The sequence below is a fragment of the Pseudomonas sp. H2_D02 genome (assembly GCF_054677635.1).
Genome location: NZ_CP162816.1, coordinates 4,409,125 through 4,428,633 on the forward strand (window position 1 = coordinate 4,409,125; position 19,509 = coordinate 4,428,633).

The 19,509-nt window shown below is 60.4% G+C and carries 18 protein-coding genes and 1 pseudogene; 12 read left to right on the top strand and 7 right to left on the bottom strand.

Features of this window, described 5'->3' with window-relative positions:
• The first annotated feature begins 275 nt into the window (after positions 1-275).
• The 6 genes from AB4N42_RS20075 to fabI are packed head-to-tail and all read left to right on the top strand — an operon-like array spanning position 276 to position 8,483.
• Positions 276-2,108 carry an extracellular solute-binding protein gene (locus AB4N42_RS20075; RefSeq protein WP_206768588.1) on the top strand — a complete coding sequence of 611 codons (1,833 nt, stop codon included), beginning with the start codon at positions 276-278 and terminating at the stop codon, positions 2,106-2,108.
• Positions 2,105-3,958 (top strand): extracellular solute-binding protein, encoded by a 1,854-nt coding sequence (locus AB4N42_RS20080; protein ID WP_460115209.1) that lies wholly within the window; start codon positions 2,105-2,107, stop codon positions 3,956-3,958. Before AB4N42_RS20075 ends, AB4N42_RS20080 begins: the two co-directional genes overlap by 4 nt.
• A gap of 4 nt (positions 3,959-3,962) precedes the next feature.
• The gene (locus AB4N42_RS20085; protein WP_460115210.1) at positions 3,963-5,036 is read left to right on the top strand and encodes a microcin C ABC transporter permease YejB; all 1,074 of its coding nucleotides are present in this window, start codon (positions 3,963-3,965) and stop codon (positions 5,034-5,036) included.
• Between the two features lies 1 nt (position 5,037).
• Entirely contained in the window at positions 5,038-6,057 is a 1,020-nt protein-coding gene (locus tag AB4N42_RS20090; protein WP_460115211.1) for an ABC transporter permease, read from the top strand.
• A 1-nt stretch (position 6,058) separates the two neighbouring features.
• The gene (locus AB4N42_RS20095) at positions 6,059-7,669 is read left to right on the top strand and encodes an ABC transporter ATP-binding protein (protein ID WP_460115212.1); all 1,611 of its coding nucleotides are present in this window, start codon (positions 6,059-6,061) and stop codon (positions 7,667-7,669) included.
• Between the two features lie 19 nt (positions 7,670-7,688).
• Positions 7,689-8,483, top strand: a complete 795-nt coding sequence (fabI, locus tag AB4N42_RS20100) for an enoyl-ACP reductase FabI (protein ID WP_003202751.1) — start codon at positions 7,689-7,691, stop codon at positions 8,481-8,483.
• Between the two features lie 53 nt (positions 8,484-8,536).
• Here the strand turns inward: fabI and AB4N42_RS20105 are convergent, their stop codons facing one another.
• From AB4N42_RS20105 to AB4N42_RS20120, 4 genes are all read right to left on the bottom strand, one after another.
• Complete coding sequence (locus AB4N42_RS20105) at positions 8,537-8,950, bottom strand: hypothetical protein (protein ID WP_460115213.1); 414 nt, start codon at positions 8,948-8,950, stop codon at positions 8,537-8,539.
• A 6-nt stretch (positions 8,951-8,956) separates the two neighbouring features.
• A complete protein-coding gene (locus tag AB4N42_RS20110) occupies positions 8,957-9,469 on the bottom strand; it encodes a lipid II-degrading bacteriocin (RefSeq protein ID WP_460116408.1) in 513 nt (170 codons plus the stop codon).
• Between the two features lie 25 nt (positions 9,470-9,494).
• On the bottom strand, positions 9,495-9,782 hold the full coding sequence (locus tag AB4N42_RS20115) for a lipid II-degrading bacteriocin (protein WP_460115214.1): 288 nt from the start codon (positions 9,780-9,782) through the stop codon (positions 9,495-9,497).
• A gap of 415 nt (positions 9,783-10,197) precedes the next feature.
• Positions 10,198-11,160 (bottom strand): GGDEF domain-containing protein, encoded by a 963-nt coding sequence (locus AB4N42_RS20120; protein WP_217861749.1) that lies wholly within the window; start codon positions 11,158-11,160, stop codon positions 10,198-10,200.
• A gap of 120 nt (positions 11,161-11,280) precedes the next feature.
• On the opposite strand from AB4N42_RS20120, the gene AB4N42_RS20125 reads away from it, so the two are divergent.
• Entirely contained in the window at positions 11,281-12,105 is an 825-nt protein-coding gene (locus AB4N42_RS20125) for a helix-turn-helix transcriptional regulator (RefSeq protein WP_460115215.1), read from the top strand.
• Positions 12,106-12,282: 177 nt separating this feature from the next.
• Here the strand turns inward: AB4N42_RS20125 and AB4N42_RS20130 are convergent.
• A pseudogene (locus AB4N42_RS20130) lies at positions 12,283-12,871 on the bottom strand (LysE family translocator).
• Between the two features lie 177 nt (positions 12,872-13,048).
• On the opposite strand from AB4N42_RS20130, the gene AB4N42_RS20135 reads away from it, so the two are divergent.
• From AB4N42_RS20135 to AB4N42_RS20150, 4 genes are all read left to right on the top strand, one after another.
• The gene (locus tag AB4N42_RS20135; RefSeq protein WP_460115216.1) at positions 13,049-14,503 is read left to right on the top strand and encodes a TrkH family potassium uptake protein; all 1,455 of its coding nucleotides are present in this window, start codon (positions 13,049-13,051) and stop codon (positions 14,501-14,503) included.
• Between the two features lie 114 nt (positions 14,504-14,617).
• A complete protein-coding gene (locus AB4N42_RS20140; protein ID WP_460115217.1) occupies positions 14,618-15,700 on the top strand; it encodes a bifunctional transcriptional activator/DNA repair enzyme AdaA in 1,083 nt (360 codons plus the stop codon).
• A 23-nt stretch (positions 15,701-15,723) separates the two neighbouring features.
• Positions 15,724-16,338, top strand: a complete 615-nt coding sequence (locus AB4N42_RS20145) for a DNA-3-methyladenine glycosylase family protein (RefSeq protein WP_460115219.1) — start codon at positions 15,724-15,726, stop codon at positions 16,336-16,338.
• A 177-nt stretch (positions 16,339-16,515) separates the two neighbouring features.
• Positions 16,516-17,004 carry a GFA family protein gene (locus tag AB4N42_RS20150; RefSeq protein WP_407683510.1) on the top strand — a complete coding sequence of 163 codons (489 nt, stop codon included), beginning with the start codon at positions 16,516-16,518 and terminating at the stop codon, positions 17,002-17,004.
• Here AB4N42_RS20150 and AB4N42_RS20155 read toward each other — a convergent pair.
• On the bottom strand, positions 17,001-17,603 hold the full coding sequence (locus tag AB4N42_RS20155; RefSeq protein WP_198797475.1) for a MiaE family protein: 603 nt from the start codon (positions 17,601-17,603) through the stop codon (positions 17,001-17,003). The two genes, AB4N42_RS20150 and AB4N42_RS20155, sit on opposite strands and share 4 nt — an antisense overlap.
• A 159-nt stretch (positions 17,604-17,762) precedes the next feature.
• On the opposite strand from AB4N42_RS20155, the gene AB4N42_RS20160 reads away from it, so the two are divergent.
• Positions 17,763-18,626: a universal stress protein gene (locus tag AB4N42_RS20160; RefSeq protein WP_460115220.1), complete on the top strand. Its 864-nt coding sequence runs from the start codon at positions 17,763-17,765 to the stop codon at positions 18,624-18,626.
• A gap of 79 nt (positions 18,627-18,705) precedes the next feature.
• On the opposite strand, the gene AB4N42_RS20165 is transcribed toward AB4N42_RS20160, so the two are convergent.
• Entirely contained in the window at positions 18,706-19,176 is a 471-nt protein-coding gene (locus AB4N42_RS20165) for a DUF1289 domain-containing protein (RefSeq protein WP_198797473.1), read from the bottom strand.
• Between the last annotated feature and the right edge of the window lie 333 nt (positions 19,177-19,509).

The following is a 19,509-nucleotide window of genomic DNA, read 5'->3' on the forward strand; positions in this document are numbered from 1 at the left end:
TCTTGTAGCAAGGGGCTTGTTGTGGCGAGGGGATTTATCCCCGCTGGGCTGCGAAGCAGCCCCCTGGATCTATCTGATACACCGGGTTGTCAGGTTTTAGGGGCGCTTCGCGCCCCAGCGGGGCGGTGCGACGTTTCGCTAAATCCCCTCGCCACAACTGCCTTCTGCCCAGTAGGTATCACTGCCTACAGAAGCCCCACCGCCTTTTTCCTGCCGATACAAGCTGTTACTGTACAGCCCATAACAGCCCAAGCCGCCTGGATCGGATCCCAGACTTGATACGTCCCCTCCTCCTGCTCCTGATCAGCCTGGCCTTGAGCTCCCCCGCCGGCGCCACCATCAGCGAAAGCCATGGCTATGCGCAGTTCGGCACGCTCAAGTACCCGGCCAGGTTCACCCACTTCGACTGGGTCAACCCGCAAGCGCCCAAGGGCGGCACCTTGCGGATCATGGCGTTCGGCACCTTCGACACCCTCAATCCCTACACCTTCAAGGGCAGCAGCCCGGTTTCCACGCCGAACTTCCTGCAATACGGCATCAACGAGCTGAACGAACCGTTGATGGTCGGCACCGGCCAGTACGCGCCATCCGGTGACGAACCGACGTCAAGCTACGGCCTGATCGCCCAATCCGTGGAGTACAGCGAGGACCGCAGTTGGGTGGTGTTCAACCTGCGGCCCGAGGCGCGCTTTCACGACGGTGTGCCGATCACCGCCTATGACGTGGCGTTCTCCTACCGGACGCTGCTCAAGGACGGCCATCCGCAATACCGGACCAATCTCCAGGAAGTGCTGCGAGTCGACGTCCTCAGCCCACTGAAAATCCGTTTTGTGTTCAAGCGCTCGGGCAATCCGCTGCTGATCCTGCGCCTGGGCGAACTGCCGGTGTTGCCGCAGCACTACTGGAAAGACCGCGATTTCAAGGCCACCACCTTCGATCCGCCCCTGGGCAGTGGCCCTTACCGCATCACCAAAGTGCAGCCAGGCCGCCAGTTGGTGTTCGAGCGGGTCAAGGATTACTGGGGCAAGGATCTGCCGGTCAATCGCGGCAAGTACAATTTCGATCGAATGGAAGTCGAGTTCTACCGCGACAGCGACGTCGCCTTCGAAGCCTTCAAGGCCGGCGAATTCGACATCTACATCGAGCACCAGGCCAAGAACTGGGCCAACGGCTACAACTTCCCGGCGGTGGACCGTGGCGAGGTGATCAAGGCGCAGATTCCCCATCAGATTCCGACCCAGACCCAAGGCCTGTTCATGAACACCCGGCGCAACACCTTCGCCGAGGTCAAGGTGCGCGAAGCGCTGGGGCTGATGTTCGATTTCGAGTGGACCAACCGCACCCTGTTCAGTGGCGCCTACAAGCGTACCCTCAGCTACTACCCCAACAGCGAGTTCTCCGCCACCGGCCTGCCCGTGGGTCACGAATGGCTGCTGCTCAAGCCGTATCGCGAACAGCTGCCGCTGCGTTTGCTGACCGAACCGTTCAGCCTGCCCCAGACGGACGGACGCGGTATTCCCCGGGAAACCTTGCGCAAGGCCCTCGGCCTGCTGAAGGAGGCCGGATGGACCCTCGACGGCCAACGCCTGCTGAACGCCGACGGCCAGCCCCTGCGCTTCGAGATCCTGCTGGTGAACCCGAACCTGGAGCGCATCCTGCAACCCTACGTCGAGAACCTCGCCAGCGTCGGCATCCAGGCCCGGCTGCGCACGGTGGATCGGGCCCAGTACAAGCAGCGCCTGGACCAGTTCGATTTCGACATGATCCTGCTGACCCTGAACCAGACGCTCAGCCCGGGCCTCGAGCAGTGGCAGTATTTTCACTCCAGCCAGGTCGGGATCAAGGGCAGCAAGAACTATGCGGGCATCGCCAACCCCGTCGTCGATCACCTGCTGGAAAAGCTTCTCGCCGCCCAGACCCGCGATGAACAAGTCGCGGCGGGCAAGGCCCTGGATCGCGTGCTGCTCTGGCAGCATTACTGCATTCCCAACTGGTATATCAATTATCATCGCCTGGCGTACCGCAACCGGTTCGCCTTCGTCACCACGCCGCCCTATACCTTGGGCTTGAGCGCCTGGTGGCTGAAATCTTCGGAGAAAGATCAATGAAGCCTTTACGCGCCCTGCTCCTGCAGGCCAGCAGCCTGCTATTCGCCGGGTTGGCCTGTGCCGCGCCGCAGCACGCCGTGACCTTGTACAACGAGCCTCCCAAGTACCCGGCCAACTTCAAGCATTTCGACTACGTCAACCCGGACGCACCCAAGGGCGGCGTGTTCCGCCAGGGCGGCTTTGGCGGCTTCGACAGCCTCAATCCGTTCATCAGCAAAGGCGTGCCGGCCGATGACATCGGCCTGATCTACGACACCCTGGCCAAGCAGGGCCTGGACGAACCCTTCACTGAATATGGCCTGGTCGCCGAAAAAATCGAGAAAGCCCCGGATAACGCTTGGGTACGTTTCTACCTGCGCCCCGAAGCCCGCTTCAACGACGGCCATCCGATGCGTGCCGAAGACGTGGTGTTCAGCTTCCAGACGTTGACCAAGGACGGCGCGCCGATGTTCCGTGGCTATTACAACGACGTCGCCGAAGTCATCGCCGAAGACCCATTCAAGGTGCTGTTCAAGTTCAAGCACACCAACAATCGGGAATTGCCGTTGATCCTCGGCCAATTGCCGGTATTGCCCAAGCATTGGTGGGCCAGCCGCGACTTCAGCAAGGGCAACCTGGAAATCCCCCTGGGCAGCGGCCCGTACAAGGTCGCCGAAGTGAAGGCCGGACGCTCGATCCGCTACGAGCGGGTCAAGGATTACTGGGGCAAGGACTTGCCGGTCAATCGCGGCTTCTACAATTTCGATGTGCTGGTCACCGACTACTACCGCGACAACACCGTGGCAGTCGAGGCGTTGAAAGCCGGGCAGTTCGATTACTGGCTGGAAATGACTGCCAAGAACTGGGCCAACGCCTACAACATCCCGGCCGTGACCGAAGGCCGGCTGATCAAGGAACAGATCCCCAACGGCAATCCTACCGGCATGCAGGGTTTTATTTACAACCTGCGCCGGCCGGTCTTCCAGGACATACGAGTGCGCAAGGCCCTGAGCCTGCTGTTTGACTTCGAATGGACCAACAAGCAACTGTTCAACGGTGCCTACGCCCGCACCCGCAGTTATTTCGAAAATTCTGAGATGGCCGCCACCGGCCTGCCTGGCGAAGATGAACTGAAGATTCTCGAACCCCTGCGCGGCAAGATTCCCGAGCAGGTGTTCACTGAAGCCTTCCAGGCTCCGATCTGCGACGGCAGCGGTATGATCCGCGACCAACAGCGCAAGGCCTATCAACTGCTGCAAGAAGCCGGCTGGCGCATCGTCGACGACAAGATGGTCGATGCCCAAGGCAAACCGGTGGTGCTCGAATTTTTGCTGGCTCAAACCGACTTCGAGCGGGTCTTGCTGCCGTTCAAGCGCAACCTGAGTGACTTGGGCATCGAACTGGTGATCCGCCGCGTCGATGTATCCCAGTACATCAACCGTGTACGCTCCCGGGATTTCGACCTGGTGGTGGGCAGCTTTCCGCAATCCAGTTCGCCGGGTAATGAACAGCGCGAATTCTGGATGTCTGCCGCGGCCGACAAGCCAGGCAGCCGCAACACCATGGGCCTGAAAGACCCAGCCGTCGACCAATTGGTGGAACAGTTGATCAACGCCGACTCGCGCAAGAGCCTGGTGGCGAACGCCCGGGCACTCGACCGGGTGCTGCAGTGGGGCTACTACGTGATTCCCAACTGGCACATCAAGACGTGGCGCGTCGCCTACTGGAACCACATTGGTCATCCGAAAATCACGCCGACCTATGACATCGGCACGACCACCTGGTGGGTCAAGCCGGAGGTCAAGCCGGCCGATGAAGTAGAGAAGCAGGTCATCGAGCAGCAAATCGCCGCCCCTGCGAGCGTGGAGTAACGAAATGCTGGCTTACATTTTTCGGCGACTGTTGCTGATCATCCCGACCCTGTTCGGCATTCTGTTGATCAACTTCGTGATCATCCAGGCCGCGCCCGGCGGGCCGGTGGAACAGATGATCGCCAAGCTCGAGGGCTTCGAAGGCGCCACCAGCCGCATTGCCGGCGGCGGTGCCGAAGTGGCGGTGGCCGGCTCCTCGTACCGCGGTGCCCAGGGCCTGGACCCGGCGCTGGTCAAGGAAATCGAGCACATGTACGGCTTCGACAAGTCGGCCCCCGAACGCCTGTGGATCATGATCAAGAACTACGCCCACCTGGACTTTGGCGACAGTTTCTTCCGCGACGCCAAGGTCATCGACCTGATCAAGGAAAAGATGCCGGTGTCCATCTCCCTCGGGTTGTGGAGCACGCTGATCATGTACCTGGTGTCGATCCCCCTGGGCATCGCCAAGGCCACGCGGCACGGCAGTCATTTCGACGTATGGACCAGTTCGGCAATCATCGTCGGCTACGCGATACCGTCGTTTCTGTTCGCCATCCTGCTGATCGTGGTGTTTGCCGGCGGCAGTTATTTTGACTGGTTCCCGTTGCGCGGGCTGACCTCCAACAACTTCGACGAATTGAGCATGGGCGGCAAGATCCTCGATTACTTCTGGCACCTGGCCTTGCCCGTGACCGCCCTGGTGATCGGTAACTTCGCGACCATGACCCTGCTGACCAAGAACAGCTTCCTCGACGAAATCAACAAGCAATACGTGGTCACCGCCAAGGCCAAGGGCCTGACCCGTCATCGAGTCCTTTACGGCCATGTCTTCCGCAACGCCATGCTGCTGGTGATCGCCGGTTTCCCGTCGGCTTTCATCGGGATCTTCTTCACCGGTTCCCTGCTGGTGGAAGTGATCTTCTCCCTCGACGGCCTGGGCCTGATGAGTTTCGAAGCGGCCATCAACCGCGACTACCCGGTGGTGTTCGGCACCCTGTTCATCTTCACCCTGCTGGGGCTGGTGGTGAAGCTGATCGGCGACCTGACCTACACCCTTGTCGATCCGCGCATCGACTTCGAAAGCCGGGAGCATTGAGATGAACCTGTCCCCACTCAATCGCCGCCGTTTCGAACTGTTCAAGGCCAACAAGCGTGGCTGGTGGTCGCTGTGGCTGTTCCTGATCCTGTTCGGGCTGAGCCTGGGCGCCGAGTTGATCGCCAACGACAAGCCGCTGGTGGTGCATTACGACGGCGGCTGGTACTTCCCGGCCCTCAAGCGCTACCCCGAGACCACCTTCGGCGGTGAGTTCCCGCTGGAGGCCAACTACAAGAGCCCGTACATTCGTGAGTTGCTCGCTGCCAAGGATGCCTGGGTGGTGTGGGCGCCGATTCCGTTCAGCTACCAGAGCATCAACTACGACTTGAAAGTCCCGGCCCCGGCGCCGCCCTCCTCGGTGAACTGGCTCGGCACCGACGACCAGGGCCGCGATGTGCTGGCGCGAGTCATCTATGGCTTTCGTATCTCGGTGCTGTTCGCGCTGACGTTGACGATACTCAGCTCGATCATCGGCGTGATCGCCGGGGCCCTGCAGGGTTTCTATGGCGGCTGGGTGGACCTGGCCGGCCAGCGTTTCCTGGAGATCTGGTCCGGCTTGCCGGTGCTGTACCTGCTGATCATCCTCGCCAGTTTCGTCCAGCCCAATTTCTGGTGGCTGCTGGGCATCATGCTGCTGTTTTCCTGGATGAGCCTGGTGGACGTGGTCCGCGCCGAGTTCCTGCGCGGGCGCAACCTGGAATACGTGCGCGCCGCACGGGCGCTGGGCATGCAGAACGGTGCGATCATGTTCCGCCACATCCTGCCCAACGCCATGGTCTCGACCATGACGTTCATGCCGTTCATCCTCACCGGCGCCATCGGCACCCTCACCGCCCTGGATTTCCTCGGCTTCGGCCTGCCGACGGGCGCGCCCTCCCTGGGCGAGCTGGTGGCCCAGGGCAAGTCCAACCTCCAGGCGCCGTGGCTGGGCATCAGCGCGTTCGCCGTGCTGGCGGTCATGCTGAGCCTGCTGGTGTTCATCGGCGAGTCCGCTCGCGATGCCTTCGATCCGAGGAAGTGATATGAACCAGGACAATCTGATCGAAGTGCGCGACCTGGCGGTGGAATTCATCGTCGGCGAACGCCGCCAGCGGGTGGTCGAGGGCGTCAGTTTCGACATCAAGCGCGGCGAAACCCTGGCCCTGGTGGGCGAAAGCGGCTCCGGCAAGTCCGTGACGGCCCACTCGATCCTGCGTTTGCTGCCCTACCCGCTGGCCCACCACCCCACCGGGACCATCCAGTATGCCGGCCAGAACATGTTGGGCCTGAAGGAAAAAACCATCCGCCACATCCGCGGCAACCGGATCGCGATGATTTTCCAGGAACCGATGACCTCCCTTAATCCGCTGCACTCCATTGAAAAACAGATCAATGAGGTGCTCGGCATCCACAAGGGCCTGACCGGCAAAGTCGCCACTCGGCGGACGCTGGAACTGTTGGAACTGGTCGGGATTCCCGAACCTCACAAGCGCCTCAAGGCCCTGCCCCATGAGCTGTCCGGTGGCCAGCGGCAACGGGTGATGATCGCCATGGCCCTGGCCAACGAGCCGGAACTGTTGATCGCCGACGAACCGACCACGGCACTGGACGTCACCGTGCAGCTGAAAATCCTCGATCTGCTCAAGGATTTGCAGGCGCGGCTGGGCATGTCGCTGCTGCTGATCAGCCACGATTTGAACCTGGTGCGAAGAATTGCGCATCGTGTATGTGTCATGCAGCGCGGTTGCATCGTCGAACAGGCATCGTGCACAGAGTTGTTCCGCGCGCCGCAACATCCGTACACTCGGGAATTGCTGGCCGCCGAGCCCAGCGGCAACCCGGCGGACAACGTCGTCGGCCCGCCGCTGTTGCAGGTCGAGGACTTGAAAGTCTGGTTTCCGATCAAGAAAGGCCTGTTCAAGCGCACGGTCGATTACATCAAGGCCGTGGACGGCATCCGCTTCAACCTGCCCCAGGGCCAGACCCTGGGCATCGTTGGCGAAAGCGGTTCCGGCAAGTCCACGTTGGGCCTGGCGATTCTGCGGTTGATCGGCAGCCAGGGTGGGATCCGCTTCGAAGGCAAGGATCTGGACAGCCTGACGCAACAGCAGGTCCGGCCGCTGCGCCGGGAAATGCAAGTGGTGTTTCAGGACCCGTTCGGTAGCCTGAGCCCACGGATGTGTGTGAGCCAGATCGTCGGCGAAGGCCTGCGGATCCACAAGATCGGCACCGCGGACGAACAGGAACAAGCGATAATCGCGGCATTGAAGGAGGTAGGCCTGGACCCGGAAACCCGGAACCGCTACCCCCATGAATTTTCCGGAGGGCAACGGCAGCGTATTGCCATTGCCCGGGCCCTGGTGCTCAAGCCGGCGTTGATTCTGCTGGATGAACCGACGTCGGCCCTGGACCGTACCGTGCAACGCCAAGTGGTGGAGCTGTTGCGGTCGCTGCAAACCAAGTACAACCTGACGTACCTGTTTATCAGCCATGACCTGGCTGTCGTCAAAGCGCTGAGCCACCAGCTGATGGTGGTCAAGCATGGCCAAGTGGTCGAACAAGGTGATGCGCGCAGCATATTCGCCGCGCCGCAACACCCCTATACACAGCAGTTGCTGGAGGCCGCCTTCCTGGCCCCAACAACTGCCGAATAACCTGAAAGAGGAGCAACACATGGGTTTTCTCGCCGGTAAGCGCGTACTGATCGTCGGTGTCGCCAGCAAGCTGTCCATCGCATCCGGCATCGCCGCCGCCATGCATCGCGAGGGCGCTGAGCTTGCCTTCACTTATCAGAACGACAAACTCAAGGGTCGTGTCGAAGAGTTCGCGCAAGGCTGGGGTTCGAGCCCTGAGCTGTGCTTCCCGTGCGACGTGGCCAGCGATGAAGAAATCGCCAAGGTCTTCGAAGAACTGAGCAAGAAGTGGGACGGCCTGGACTGCATCGTGCACTCCGTCGGCTTCGCCCCGGGCGACCAGTTGGACGGCGACTTCACCGAAGCCACCACCCGTGAAGGCTTCCGCATCGCCCACGACATCAGCGCCTACAGCTTCGTGGCCCTGGCCAAGGCCGGTCGCGAAATGATGAAAGGCCGCAACGGCAGCCTGCTGACCCTGTCGTACCTGGGCGCCGAGCGCACCATGCCGAACTACAACGTCATGGGCATGGCCAAGGCTTCCCTGGAAGCCGGCGTTCGCTACTTGGCCGGCTCCCTGGGCCCGGATGGCACCCGCGTAAACTGCGTATCGGCTGGCCCGATCCGCACCCTCGCCGCCTCCGGCATCAAGAACTTCCGCAAGATGCTGGCCGCCAACGAAGCGCAAACCCCGCTGCGTCGCAACGTCACCATCGAAGAAGTCGGCAACGCCGGCGCCTTCCTGTGCTCGGACCTCGCGTCGGGCATCAGCGGTGAAATCATGTACGTGGACGGCGGCTTCAACACCACCGCCATGGGTAATATCGAAGAGTAATCTTCGCGATTCAACAAAAACGCCGCTTGCCCTGGGAAGGACAAGCGGCGTTTTTAGTTTGCCTTGTGTGGAATGGCTAACAACACCCCGACGAAAGAGAGTAGAAACAATAACGCCGCCAGTACTCCCGAAATGCTGTCATACATATAGGCCACTGAAACCAACATCCCTAGAAGGGACGTTAAAACAAACGGAGCATTGGAAAATACATACAGACCTATATGCAGTCTGAACGAGCCGTGCTTGAGAAGCTTACGCGCAATACTACCTAATCCCGTCAGAGCCACTGATGTCACGGCCAGTATGATCAATACGACCAAATAGATCGAAACAGGGGGCAACCCATAGGTGTCATTGAGATCTCCACGATTCTCCACCACACCGTCTGACGGAAAGAAAAACAGCATTGCACAGGCTGCCAGAATGCTAATAACAGCCGCTACCAACCTCTTCTCTCTGCGAATCATAGTGGGTTACCTTGAAAAATTGATGGGGAGCTCACCCGTAATCCGTATCTCATAATCCTGTGCTCGGGCCACGCGTCCCACTTGACGCAGCGCGCTGGTCGCGCCCTCGTCAAATATCGCACGATGGTTGCTGGCATTGGCGTCATAGCGATCCGAAAATGCCTTGGCGGTACCGGCAAATTTCAGACTACCCGATGTATTGCGGATTACCTCACCGGTAATTTGAAGCGTGATATTTCCAAGATATATTCTCGCGATGTTCGAGTCCTGAGCTGTGGAGTAGGGAACCCTTAGATTAACAGTGGTTACGCCAATTCCAGCCGTGTTGATAATCGCCATCAAGTCAGGAATTTTTTTCGGCGCTGGGCTGATCCCAGTTCTGTCGAGTCGAACGCTGACAGGTTTGCCCTTCCCCAGCAGCCAATGACCGATAGCCCTGAAAGGTGTAAAAACACCTCCAGAAAATTCCTGTTCGACTGCCAGTTGTTCAGTATTTTTTATTTTGGCTCCTTCTTTTATTCCAAGTTTCCAAGCGTTAGCGGTATCAAGCTTGGGATTTTTTTAGCATTAGCAGATCTGCTCCGTGTGCAACCTTCAAATCACCTATGATGAAGCCATCCAACCCATAACGGATGGGTCGATTATTACGCATGGCTTCAAGGTGACGCCCGAGCATTTGCGGCCAATGACCTCGTTCGTAAGCCACGTTGCGCTCTTGGATCATTTTTCCAATCATCGCCATTGGAGCGGGAGATGGGAGACCTCCTCCGCTTCCGCGGGACGTACCATATGTTTCGGGATAAACATATGTCAGGGGAAGTTCGTTGTTCATGGGGACACCTAATCAAGTCAAATAGGTGTAACGCTGCGGTTGTGACTCAGCATTACGGGATGCAAAACCCATCTTGCATATTCCCCGTGCCCATCGTGCGGTACATATTTATAGCGTTGCACCTATTATCAAATTGGCACGTTGCGCAAAACTCGCCGTCCTACGTTGCGGTCTTTGAAATGAGTCAAGATTTCCGTTGCAAATGCCCCCTTGGATTTAGCGCCTATAATTGATCTTCAGGTTGCAGAAAAACGCCGCTTGCCCAGGAAAGGACAAGCGGCGTTTTTTTGCCCTGCACAATACTTGTGGGAGCGGGCTTGCTCGCGATTGCGGCGGATCAGCCAATGGTGATGAGCGCCAACTGACCCACCGCTTTCGCGAGCAAGCTCGCTCCCACAGGGTACTGTGGCCAGGGCTATCGGCGCTGTGCCTGCTTCTGCCGGTACATCGCCGCATCCGCCTCCGCCAGCAGGCTGTCGATCGATGCATGCCGCTCGGGGTCGTATTCGATCTGGCCAACGCTGAAACCGATGTCGTAGCCGCGCTTCAAAGTCGCGTTGCGCTCGTCGAGAATTTCCCCGAGCCGCGCCATGATCGCAGTCGTCTCGACATGGGAGGAGCCAGTAAGCAACGCCACGAACTCATCACCGCCCAGACGGCCGATCACGTCACTTTCGCGGAAGGCGATACGCAGCACATCGGCAAAGGTCTTCAGCGCGCAGTCGCCCTCGGCATGCCCGAAGCGGTCGTTGATGGGCTTGAAGTCATTGAGATCAAAAAACAGCAGCGTGGCCGGCCGTGAAAGCCGATCGCAAACGTTCAGCGCATGCTGGGCCAACGTCTTGAAGCCGCGCCGATTCGACAACAGCGTCAGTTCATCCATGCTGGCCATCTGCACGGCGATCAATTCCTGCTCGGCCATGCTCGCCAGATCCCGCAGCAGCTCGCGCTCTTCGTCATTGAGCTTGCGCGGCTTGGTGTCCAGCAGGCACAAGGTGCCCATCTTGCTGCCATCGCCCAGGCCCAACGGGTGTCCGGCATAAAAGCGGATGCCGGGCTGGTCGGTAACCAGCGGGTTGTCATGAAACCGCTCATCCTGCTCCGCGTCGCAAATCTCCAGGAGCTCGTCTTGCAGAATGGCGTGCCCGCAGAACGATATCTCTCTCGGGGTTTCACTGGCATCCAGGCCGGCGCTGGACTTGAACCATTGCCGGTTGGCATCCACCAGTGAAACCAGGGCAAAAGGCACGTTGAACAGGCGTCGGGCGAGACGGGTGAGGCGGTCAAACCGCTCCTCGGGGGCGGTATCGAGCAACTTCAGCGATTGCAGGTTTTTCAGCCGGACGGCTTCGTTGTCAGGTTTGCCGGGCGCAAGCATCGGAAACTCCGTTGGCGAGAGTCCTTGCATTCTAGTCCAGGCCCGTGCCGAACTCGAACGGGCATTTTGCGGCACAGGCGAATACACTCAAGCAGCCCAAAAAAAACAGGACACACATCGATGAAGCCTGCCAACCACGACGCCGCCCCACGCTTCTGGCGCGACGCGGCGCTGCCCTTTATCGAAGCCCGATCCATCGCCGATGGCCGCAAGGTCTGTTATTCGCGCCACGCCCATGACCATTTTTCCATCGGCGCAATCACCGCTGGGCGCAGTACCTATCTGCACGAGCAGTCGCGTTTCCAGGTCCAGGGCGGCACGGTGGTGCTGATGAACCCGGGCGATGTCCACGCCTGCAATCCGATCAACGATCAGCCCTGGTCCTACGTGATGCTGTATGTCGACACGCAGTGGCTGAGGGACCTGCAACGGCGGATCGGCTTTGATCCGACGTTGGATTTCCAGGCATTCGACACGACGCACAGCCGGGACGTCGTGCTTTATTCCGGCCTGTGCGCACTTTACGAAGTATTGGTGGACGAGCAGATCGATGCCGATGACAAGACAGGCGCCGCCATGGCGTTTTTCACTGACCTGCAGCATCGGCTCAACCCGGCGGGACGCCCGGATCGGGGCAGTCATCCGGCGCTGATGCGGGCCGCGCAGTTCATTCATGATCATTGCACCGAAGCCCTCAAGCTTGAAGACATCTGCGCCTTCGCCCAGCTTTCCCCATCCTATTTGAGCCGGGCGTTCAAACGTCACTACGGCATGACGCCCCATGCCTTCCTGATCAACCGGCGGATCCAGTTCGCCCGACGCCAATTGCGCGAGGGCAAGTTGATCGCCGACGTGGCGCTGGAGAGTGGGTTTGCCGATCAGGCGCATTTCCAGCGCGCCTTCAAGCAACACCTGGCGGCGACGCCCGGGCAGTATCGCGGCTGATGCCTGCGGTAGGAATCGTGGCGAGGGGATGTATCCCCGCTGGGCTGCGCAGCGGCCCCTATGAAGCTGTGGTTAGACCAATAGAAACCGGAATCAGCTTTTCAAAGGGATGCTGCGCATCCCAGCGGGGATAAATCCCCTCGCCACAACAGCGTTTCAACCGCAAGGATGGGTCGCTCAAGGCAACAACAGATACACCGCACTCGCCACCAGCAACGCCGCCATCGCCCGATTGAACAGACGCATGGTCGCCGGATTCCCCAGCCAAGTACGCAGGAAGCTGTTAGGCGTACGCCCAGCAGCCCACGGACAGGTAACAGATCACCAGGTAAATCGCCGCAAACTGCCACACCAGCGATGCCTCGCCATCGGCCACAAAAGCGCCCATCCCCGCGACGCAGGCCAGCCAGGCCTTGGGGTTGAGCCATTGCATCAGCGCGCCATGGAACATCGACGGCGCGCGCCCCTCGTCCCGGTCCCCCAGTGCGCCGTTGTCCATCGCCAGTTTCCAGGCCATGTACAACAAGAATGCCACGCCCGCCAGTTGCACCACGCGGGTCAGCCCCGGCCAGCGCTGCAACACCTCGTGCAACCCCAACCCCATCAAGACCAGCAGCAGGACAAACCCCAGGGTCGCACCAGCGACATGACGCAAGGTGGCGCGAAACCCGTAGCGGGCCCCGGCGCTGAGGGCCACGATATTGACCGGCCCCGGGGTAATGGAAGCCACCAGCGCGAAGGTTGCCATGGAAAATATCAAGCTCATCACATAATCTTCTTCAGTTCAGGAAAGAGGCCCCGACGGTAAACGGGCCTGCTTCGCAGGTATTGAAGAAAACTGCCTTGTCATAGAGCGCCACCGCTCATTTTTTTACGCAAACTTTACGCGGTAGTCGATTCACCAAAATCGATACTGTGCGGCTCATTGGATCAGGCGTTTCTCATGTCAATTGCGGTTCTGCGTCTTATCGGTTTCATCCTTGGTATTTTCCTGATCACCCTCGCGATCAGCATGGCGATTCCGCTGTTCACGCTGATGTTCTACGACCGCAACGACGACTTGTCGGCGTTTCTCTGGTCGAGCCTGATCACCTTCGTCTGCGGCATCGCACTGGTCGCCCGTGGCCGTCCGGAACATGCCCAGATGCGCCCCCGGGAAATGTACCTGCTGACCACTGCCAGTTGGGTGTTCGTCTGCGCGTTCGCCGCCCTGCCCATGGTGTTCATCCAGCACATCAGCTACACCGATGCCTTCTTCGAGACCATGTCGGGCATCACCACCACGGGCTCGACCATCCTGACCGGGCTGGATACAGCGTCTCCGGGCCTGTTGATCTGGCGCTCGATGTTGCACTGGCTCGGCGGAATCGGTTTTATCGGCATGGCCGTGGCGGTCCTGCCGTTGCTGCGGGTCGGCGGCATGCGGCTGTTCCAGACCGAATCATCGGACTGGTCGGAGAAAGTCACGCCGCGCTCTCACGTCGCGGCCAACTACATCCTGTGGATCTACGTCGGCTTGACCGCCCTCTCGACCCTGGCGCTGTGGCTGGCCGGCATGACGCCCTTCGAAGCGATCAACCATGCGATGTCGTTGATTTCCACCGGCGGCTTCTCCACCTCCGATGCTTCGCTGGCGCACTGGCCGCAACCGGCGGTTCATTGGGTGTCGGTGGTCGTCATGATGGCCGGCTCGCTGCCCTTCACGCTGTACGTAGCGACGCTGCGAGGCCACCGGCGCGCCTTGCTCAAGGATCAGCAAGTCAGGGGCTTCATCGGGTTCCTGGTGGTCACCTGGCTCGTGGTCGGTACCTGGCTGAGCCTGAACAGCGATTACGGGTGGTGGGGCGCGGTCCGTATCGTGGCGGTCAACGTCACGTCTGTCGTCACCACCACCGGCGTGGCCTTGGGTGACTACACGCTGTGGGGCAGTTTCGCCCTGTTGCTGTTCTTTTACCTGACCTTCGTCGGCGGTTGTTCAGGGTCTACGGCCGGGGGCCTGAAGATTTTTCGCTTTCAGGTCGCCAAGGTCCTGCTGATGGGCAGCTTGAAGCAACTGATCCACCCCCGGGCGGTGATCCAGAAGAAATACAACAACCACCCCATCGACGAGGAAATCGTTCGCTCGCTGCTGACCTTTTCGTTCTTCTTCACCATTACGATCGGCGCCATTGCCCTGGGCCTCGCGCTGATCGGCCTGGACTGGACGACCGCCTTGACCGGCGCAGCCACTGCCGTGTGCAACGTGGGCCCGGGCTTGGGCAACATCATCGGGCCAGCCGGCAACTTCTCGACCTTGCCCGATTCGGCAAAATGGCTGCTGACCATCGGCATGCTCCTGGGACGCCTGGAAATCCTGACGGTGCTGGTGCTGTTCACGCCGGTGTTCTGGAAGTATTGAATACGCTGGAAATGGCCGGCGTCCTGGCAAAGCCATCGTCCGATCGTCCCCCCGAAAAATTCCCTGTCGATTTTTCGGTGGAGTCGTCCCGGACGCGGTTCTATGCTCTGCCACATGAACCTACATGACTCGCTGCTCCCGCCCCACGCCGAGATGGTCCGCGCCATGCTCGAACGAGACACCGCCTATGAGGGGGTGTTTTTCACTGCGGTCAAGACCACCGGCATCTTCTGTCGCCCCAGTTGCACCGCGCGCAAGCCGAAACCGGAGAACGTGGAATTCTTTGCCCACGCCGACGAAGCCATGTCCGCCGGTTATCGAGCCTGCCTGCGCTGCAAGCCGCTGGACGCCGCGGCCATTGCGCCGGACTGGATCCTGGCGCTGCTCAAGGCCGTGGACGCCGAACCCGACCTGCGCTGGACCGACGCCCTGCTACTGGAACAAGGCATCGAACCGCTGACATTGCGCCGCTGGTTCAAGCAGCATTTCGGCATGACGTTTCACGCCTACCTGCGCACCCGGCGCCTGGGCATTGCCTTGGGCGGCATCAAGGACGGCGCGTCGATCGACAACGCGGCGTTCGATTCCGGCTATGAATCCCTGAGCGGTTTTCGTGATGCCTTCGTGAAATCCTTCCATATCACGCCTGGCCGGGCCGGCCTGAGTGAACCCTTGTTGTTCACTCGCCTGACCACGCCGCTGGGACCAATGCTGGCAATGGCCGAGCGCCGAGGCCTGGTGCTGTTGGAATTTCTCGACCGCCCGGCCCTGACCAAAGAGCTGGAGGAACTGCAGCAACGCTACGGCTACACGGTCGCACCGGGGCACAACGCTCATCTGCAACAGATCGAAACCGAACTGGCGAAGTATTTCGCCGGCAAACTCACGGTGTTCAACGTCCCGCTGCACATGCCCGGCAGTGCCTTCGCGGTCCGGGTCTGGGCCGAGCTGCAGAAGATCCCCTACGGCGAGACCCGCAGCTACGGCGCCGTCGCCTCCGCCCTGGGCAGCCCTGGCGCCAGCCGCGCCGTGGGCCTGGCCAACGGGCAGAATCGCCTGGCCATCGTCATCCCCTGCCACCGGGTGATTGGCGCCGACGGCTCGCTGACCGGCTACGGTGGCGGCCAGCCACGCAAGGCTTTTCTGTTGCGCCTGGAAAAAGCCAAGGAGCAGGTTTCACTGCCGCTGGCGTTTTGAACGTTCCGGAGGACCATCACCGGATGCCTGCGTCCTACCACGACGCCAGTGTCTTCCTGGCGAATCTCGACGAAGACTGGCGACGGCATGTCGAGGCGATTGGCCCGTGCCTGCTGCTGCCCAAGCCGGACCGTGATCCCTACGAAGCCCTGGTCAGGGCGATCGCCTACCAGCAACTGCATGCCAAGGCAGGCGATGCGATCCTCGGTCGTCTCCGGGCGTTGTTCCCGGCGCAGGCGTTTCCCCGCCCCGAGCAGATCCTGGCGACAGACGTGGCGCAACTGCGCGGTTGCGGATTTTCCGCCAGCAAGATCACAACCCTCCAAGGCATCGCCCAGGCGACACTGGACGGCGTCGCTCCCGATTACGCCACGGCGCGAGACATGGACGACGAAGCGCTGATCGAACGCCTGGTCAGCTTGCGCGGCGTCGGGCGCTGGACCGTGGAGATGCTCTTGATCTATAGCCTGGAGCGGCCCGATGTGCTGCCGGCGGATGACTTTGGGGTTCGCGAGGGGTATCGGCGGCTCAAGGGACTGGAGGCTCAGCCAAACCGCCGACAGATGATCGCTATCGGCCAGGCCTGGAGCCCTTATCGTACGGCGGCAGCTTGGTATTTGTGGCGAGTGCCGAAGTGATGCTGGCTGTACCGGCCTCTTCGCGAGCAGGCTCGCTCCCACATTGAATCGGGAAAACACACGATTCCCTGTGGGAGCGAGCCTGCTCGCGAAAGCGTCGGCACATCAATCAGAAATTCAGAACATCGCCCCATCGAGGTTGTCCAGAGTATTCCATCCCTGACCGGAGGTTCCCCCATGCACCTTGAAGGATCCTGCCACTGCGGCGCCGTGTCATTCAGCCTGGACAGCCGCCATCCCTACCCTTATCAGCGCTGCTACTGCTCGATCTGCCGCAAGACCCAGGGCGGCGGCGGTTTTGCGATCAACCTGGGGGGCGACGCGAAGAGCCTGAAGGTGCAAGGCCGCAAGCACATCACGGTCTATCACGCGCGACTGAAGGATGAAGGCGATAAACGCGCCCACCGCAGCAGCGCCGAACGACACTTTTGCTCGTTATGCGGCTCGGGGCTGTGGCTGTTCAGCCCGGAATGGCCGGAGCTGATTCATCCATTTGCCTCAGCCATCGACACGCCGTTGCCGGTACCGCCGGAGCACACTCATCTGATGCTGGGCTCCAAGGCCCCTTGGGTTGAGGTCGAGGCGCATCCGGGCGACCAACAGTTCGAGGTGTATCCCGAAGAGTCGATTGCCCAATGGCATGAGCGGTTGGGTTTGAGCCGTTAGGCCGGCACCCCACTGTGGAACCGGAATTCCACGTCCGGCGACTCGATCAGCTCCCGCTCGGCGGCGCGCACCTTGTCGATCACCTGGGCGATGTCCTTGGCGTCGCCGTACTGATAGGCCAGCTTCAAGTAACCCTGGAAATGCCGGGCCTCGCTTTTCAACAGGCCGAAGTAGAACTTGCCGAGCTCCTCGTCCAGATGCGGCACCAACGCCTCGAAACGCTCGCAGCTGCGGGCTTCGATGAAAGCGCCGACCACCAGGGTGTCCACCAGTTTCACCGGTTCGTGGCTGCGCACCACTTTACGCAAGCCCGAGGCGTAGCGCCCGGCGGAAAGCTGGCGCAGGCCGACCTTGCGCTTCTTCATCAGGCGCATGACCTGTTCGTGATGCACCAGTTCTTCCCGGGCCAGGCGCGACATCATGTTGATCAAATCAACGTGGGAATGGTACTTGGCGATCAGGCTCAGGGCAGTGCTGGCGGCCTTGAACTCGCAGTTCTTGTGATCGATCAGCAAGGTTTCCTGATCGGCCAGCGCAGCCTGGACCCAGGCATCGGGCGTGCGGCAGCCAAGGAATTCGTGGATTTCGGGAAGGATCATGGGGCTCACGGGAAAAGGTAGTCGAGCAAAGGGCGCCGATTATACCGGCCTGCCTCCAGACCACCAGCCACCGCCGTTGATATGCATCAAGTCGACGGGCCATCCACAGCAACTATAGTTGAGCAACGCCATGCCTCTTTATTGCTGGAGACGCCGATCATGCAAGCCATTCGCAGCATCCTGGTGGTCATCGAACCCGAACATTCGGAAAGCCTGGCGCTCAAGCGCGCCAAACTGATCGCCGGGGTGACCCAAGCCCACCTGCACTTACTGGTGTGCGACAAGCACCATGACCACGCGGGCCTGCTCGGTGTGCTCAAGAGCGCGCTGCTGTCCGACGGCTACAGCGTGACCACCGAGCAGGCCTGGAACGACAGCCTCCACGAAACCATCATCGACGTGCAGCAGGCTGAGGGCTGTGGCCTGGTCATCAAGCAACATTTCCCCGACAGCCCATTGAAAAAAGCCCTGCTGACCCCGGCGGACTGGAAACTGCTGCGCCATTGCCCGACCCCGGTGCTGCTGGTCAAGACCACCGGCTCCTGGAAAGACAGGGTCATCCTCGCCGCTGTCGACGTCGGCAATGCCGATGGCGAGCACCGGCACCTGCACTCGACCATCATCGACCATGGCTATGACATCGCCCTCCTGGCGAAGGCGCACCTGCATGTCATCAGCGCCCACCCGTCACCCATGCTCTCGTCGGCCGACCCGACCTTCCAGCTCAAGGAAACCATCGAGGCTCGTTATCGCGAACAGTGCCGGGCGTTCCAGGCCGAATTCGACATTGACGACCAGCACCTGCACATTCAGGAAGGCCCGGCGGACGTGTTGATTCCCTACATGGCCCACAAGCTCCAGGCCGCGGTCACGGTGATCGGCACCGTGGCGCGCTCCGGTTTGTCAGGCGTGTTGATTGGCAACACCGCCGAAGCCGTGCTCGATGCGCTGGAAAGCGACGTGCTGGTGCTCAAGCCGCAGGAGGTCGAGGATCACCTGGTAGAACTGGCGGTCAAGAATTGAAGATCAAAAGATCGCAGGCTTCGCCAGCTCCTACAGTATGGCGCGGTCCTTGTAGGAGCTGCCGAAGGCTGCGATCTTTTCAGCCGCCGATCGCATCCTTAAGGAACCCCGGCGCGATATAGCGCTGGTAATGCGCTTCGGACAGCAGGAAAAATTCCCGATCAATGGCATCGCGCAGGTCCGGCAGCTCCCAATCGCGGAATTCGGGCAGCAGCACCATGCCGTAGGCTTCCAGATTGTTGATCACCCGCGCACCACGGGCGATCAACTGGTAGGCCCAGCAATATTCGGACTGGTGCGGCACGAAGCGGATCTTGCGCGCTTCCAGTTGCTGGCGCAGCAGCGCCGGGTCGAAAACCTCCAGCTTCGCCACCATCACCTGCACCAGCAGTTGCTCGAGCCGCATCCATACCGCGCGTTTTTCGTCCTCGTTGTAGCCGTTCCAGTGAATCACTTCATGGTGGAACCGCTTGCAGCCACGGCACACCAGGTCACCATAGACAGTGGAACAGAGGCCGACGCAGGGCGTCTTGATGAGCTGGTTGGGCATAAGGCAACGCACACGCAAAAACAGGACAGGCGGGCATGTTAGCCCTTTGTCTAAGATTGATCACCCCTCAAACCTGGAAGCCCAACTTACCTTTAATTTTTTTTTTCCCGTAGAATCAGCCAGCCTTTTAAGGCGCCAATGTCCGTTAGAAGCTGTTTTCAAAGCGTCACGAGCACAGTCGTTCCTTCAGAGCGGTGTTGGCGAAGGGTCTTTCCAGCGGGGAAAGCCCAACGCCAACCCTCATCAGCTCCCGTTCTGCAGGCGTAAAACTTTGAAAGCAGCTTCTGTGAGGAACTCCGGCCATCCTGGCGCGGCGGCTCAAAAAGCCCCCTG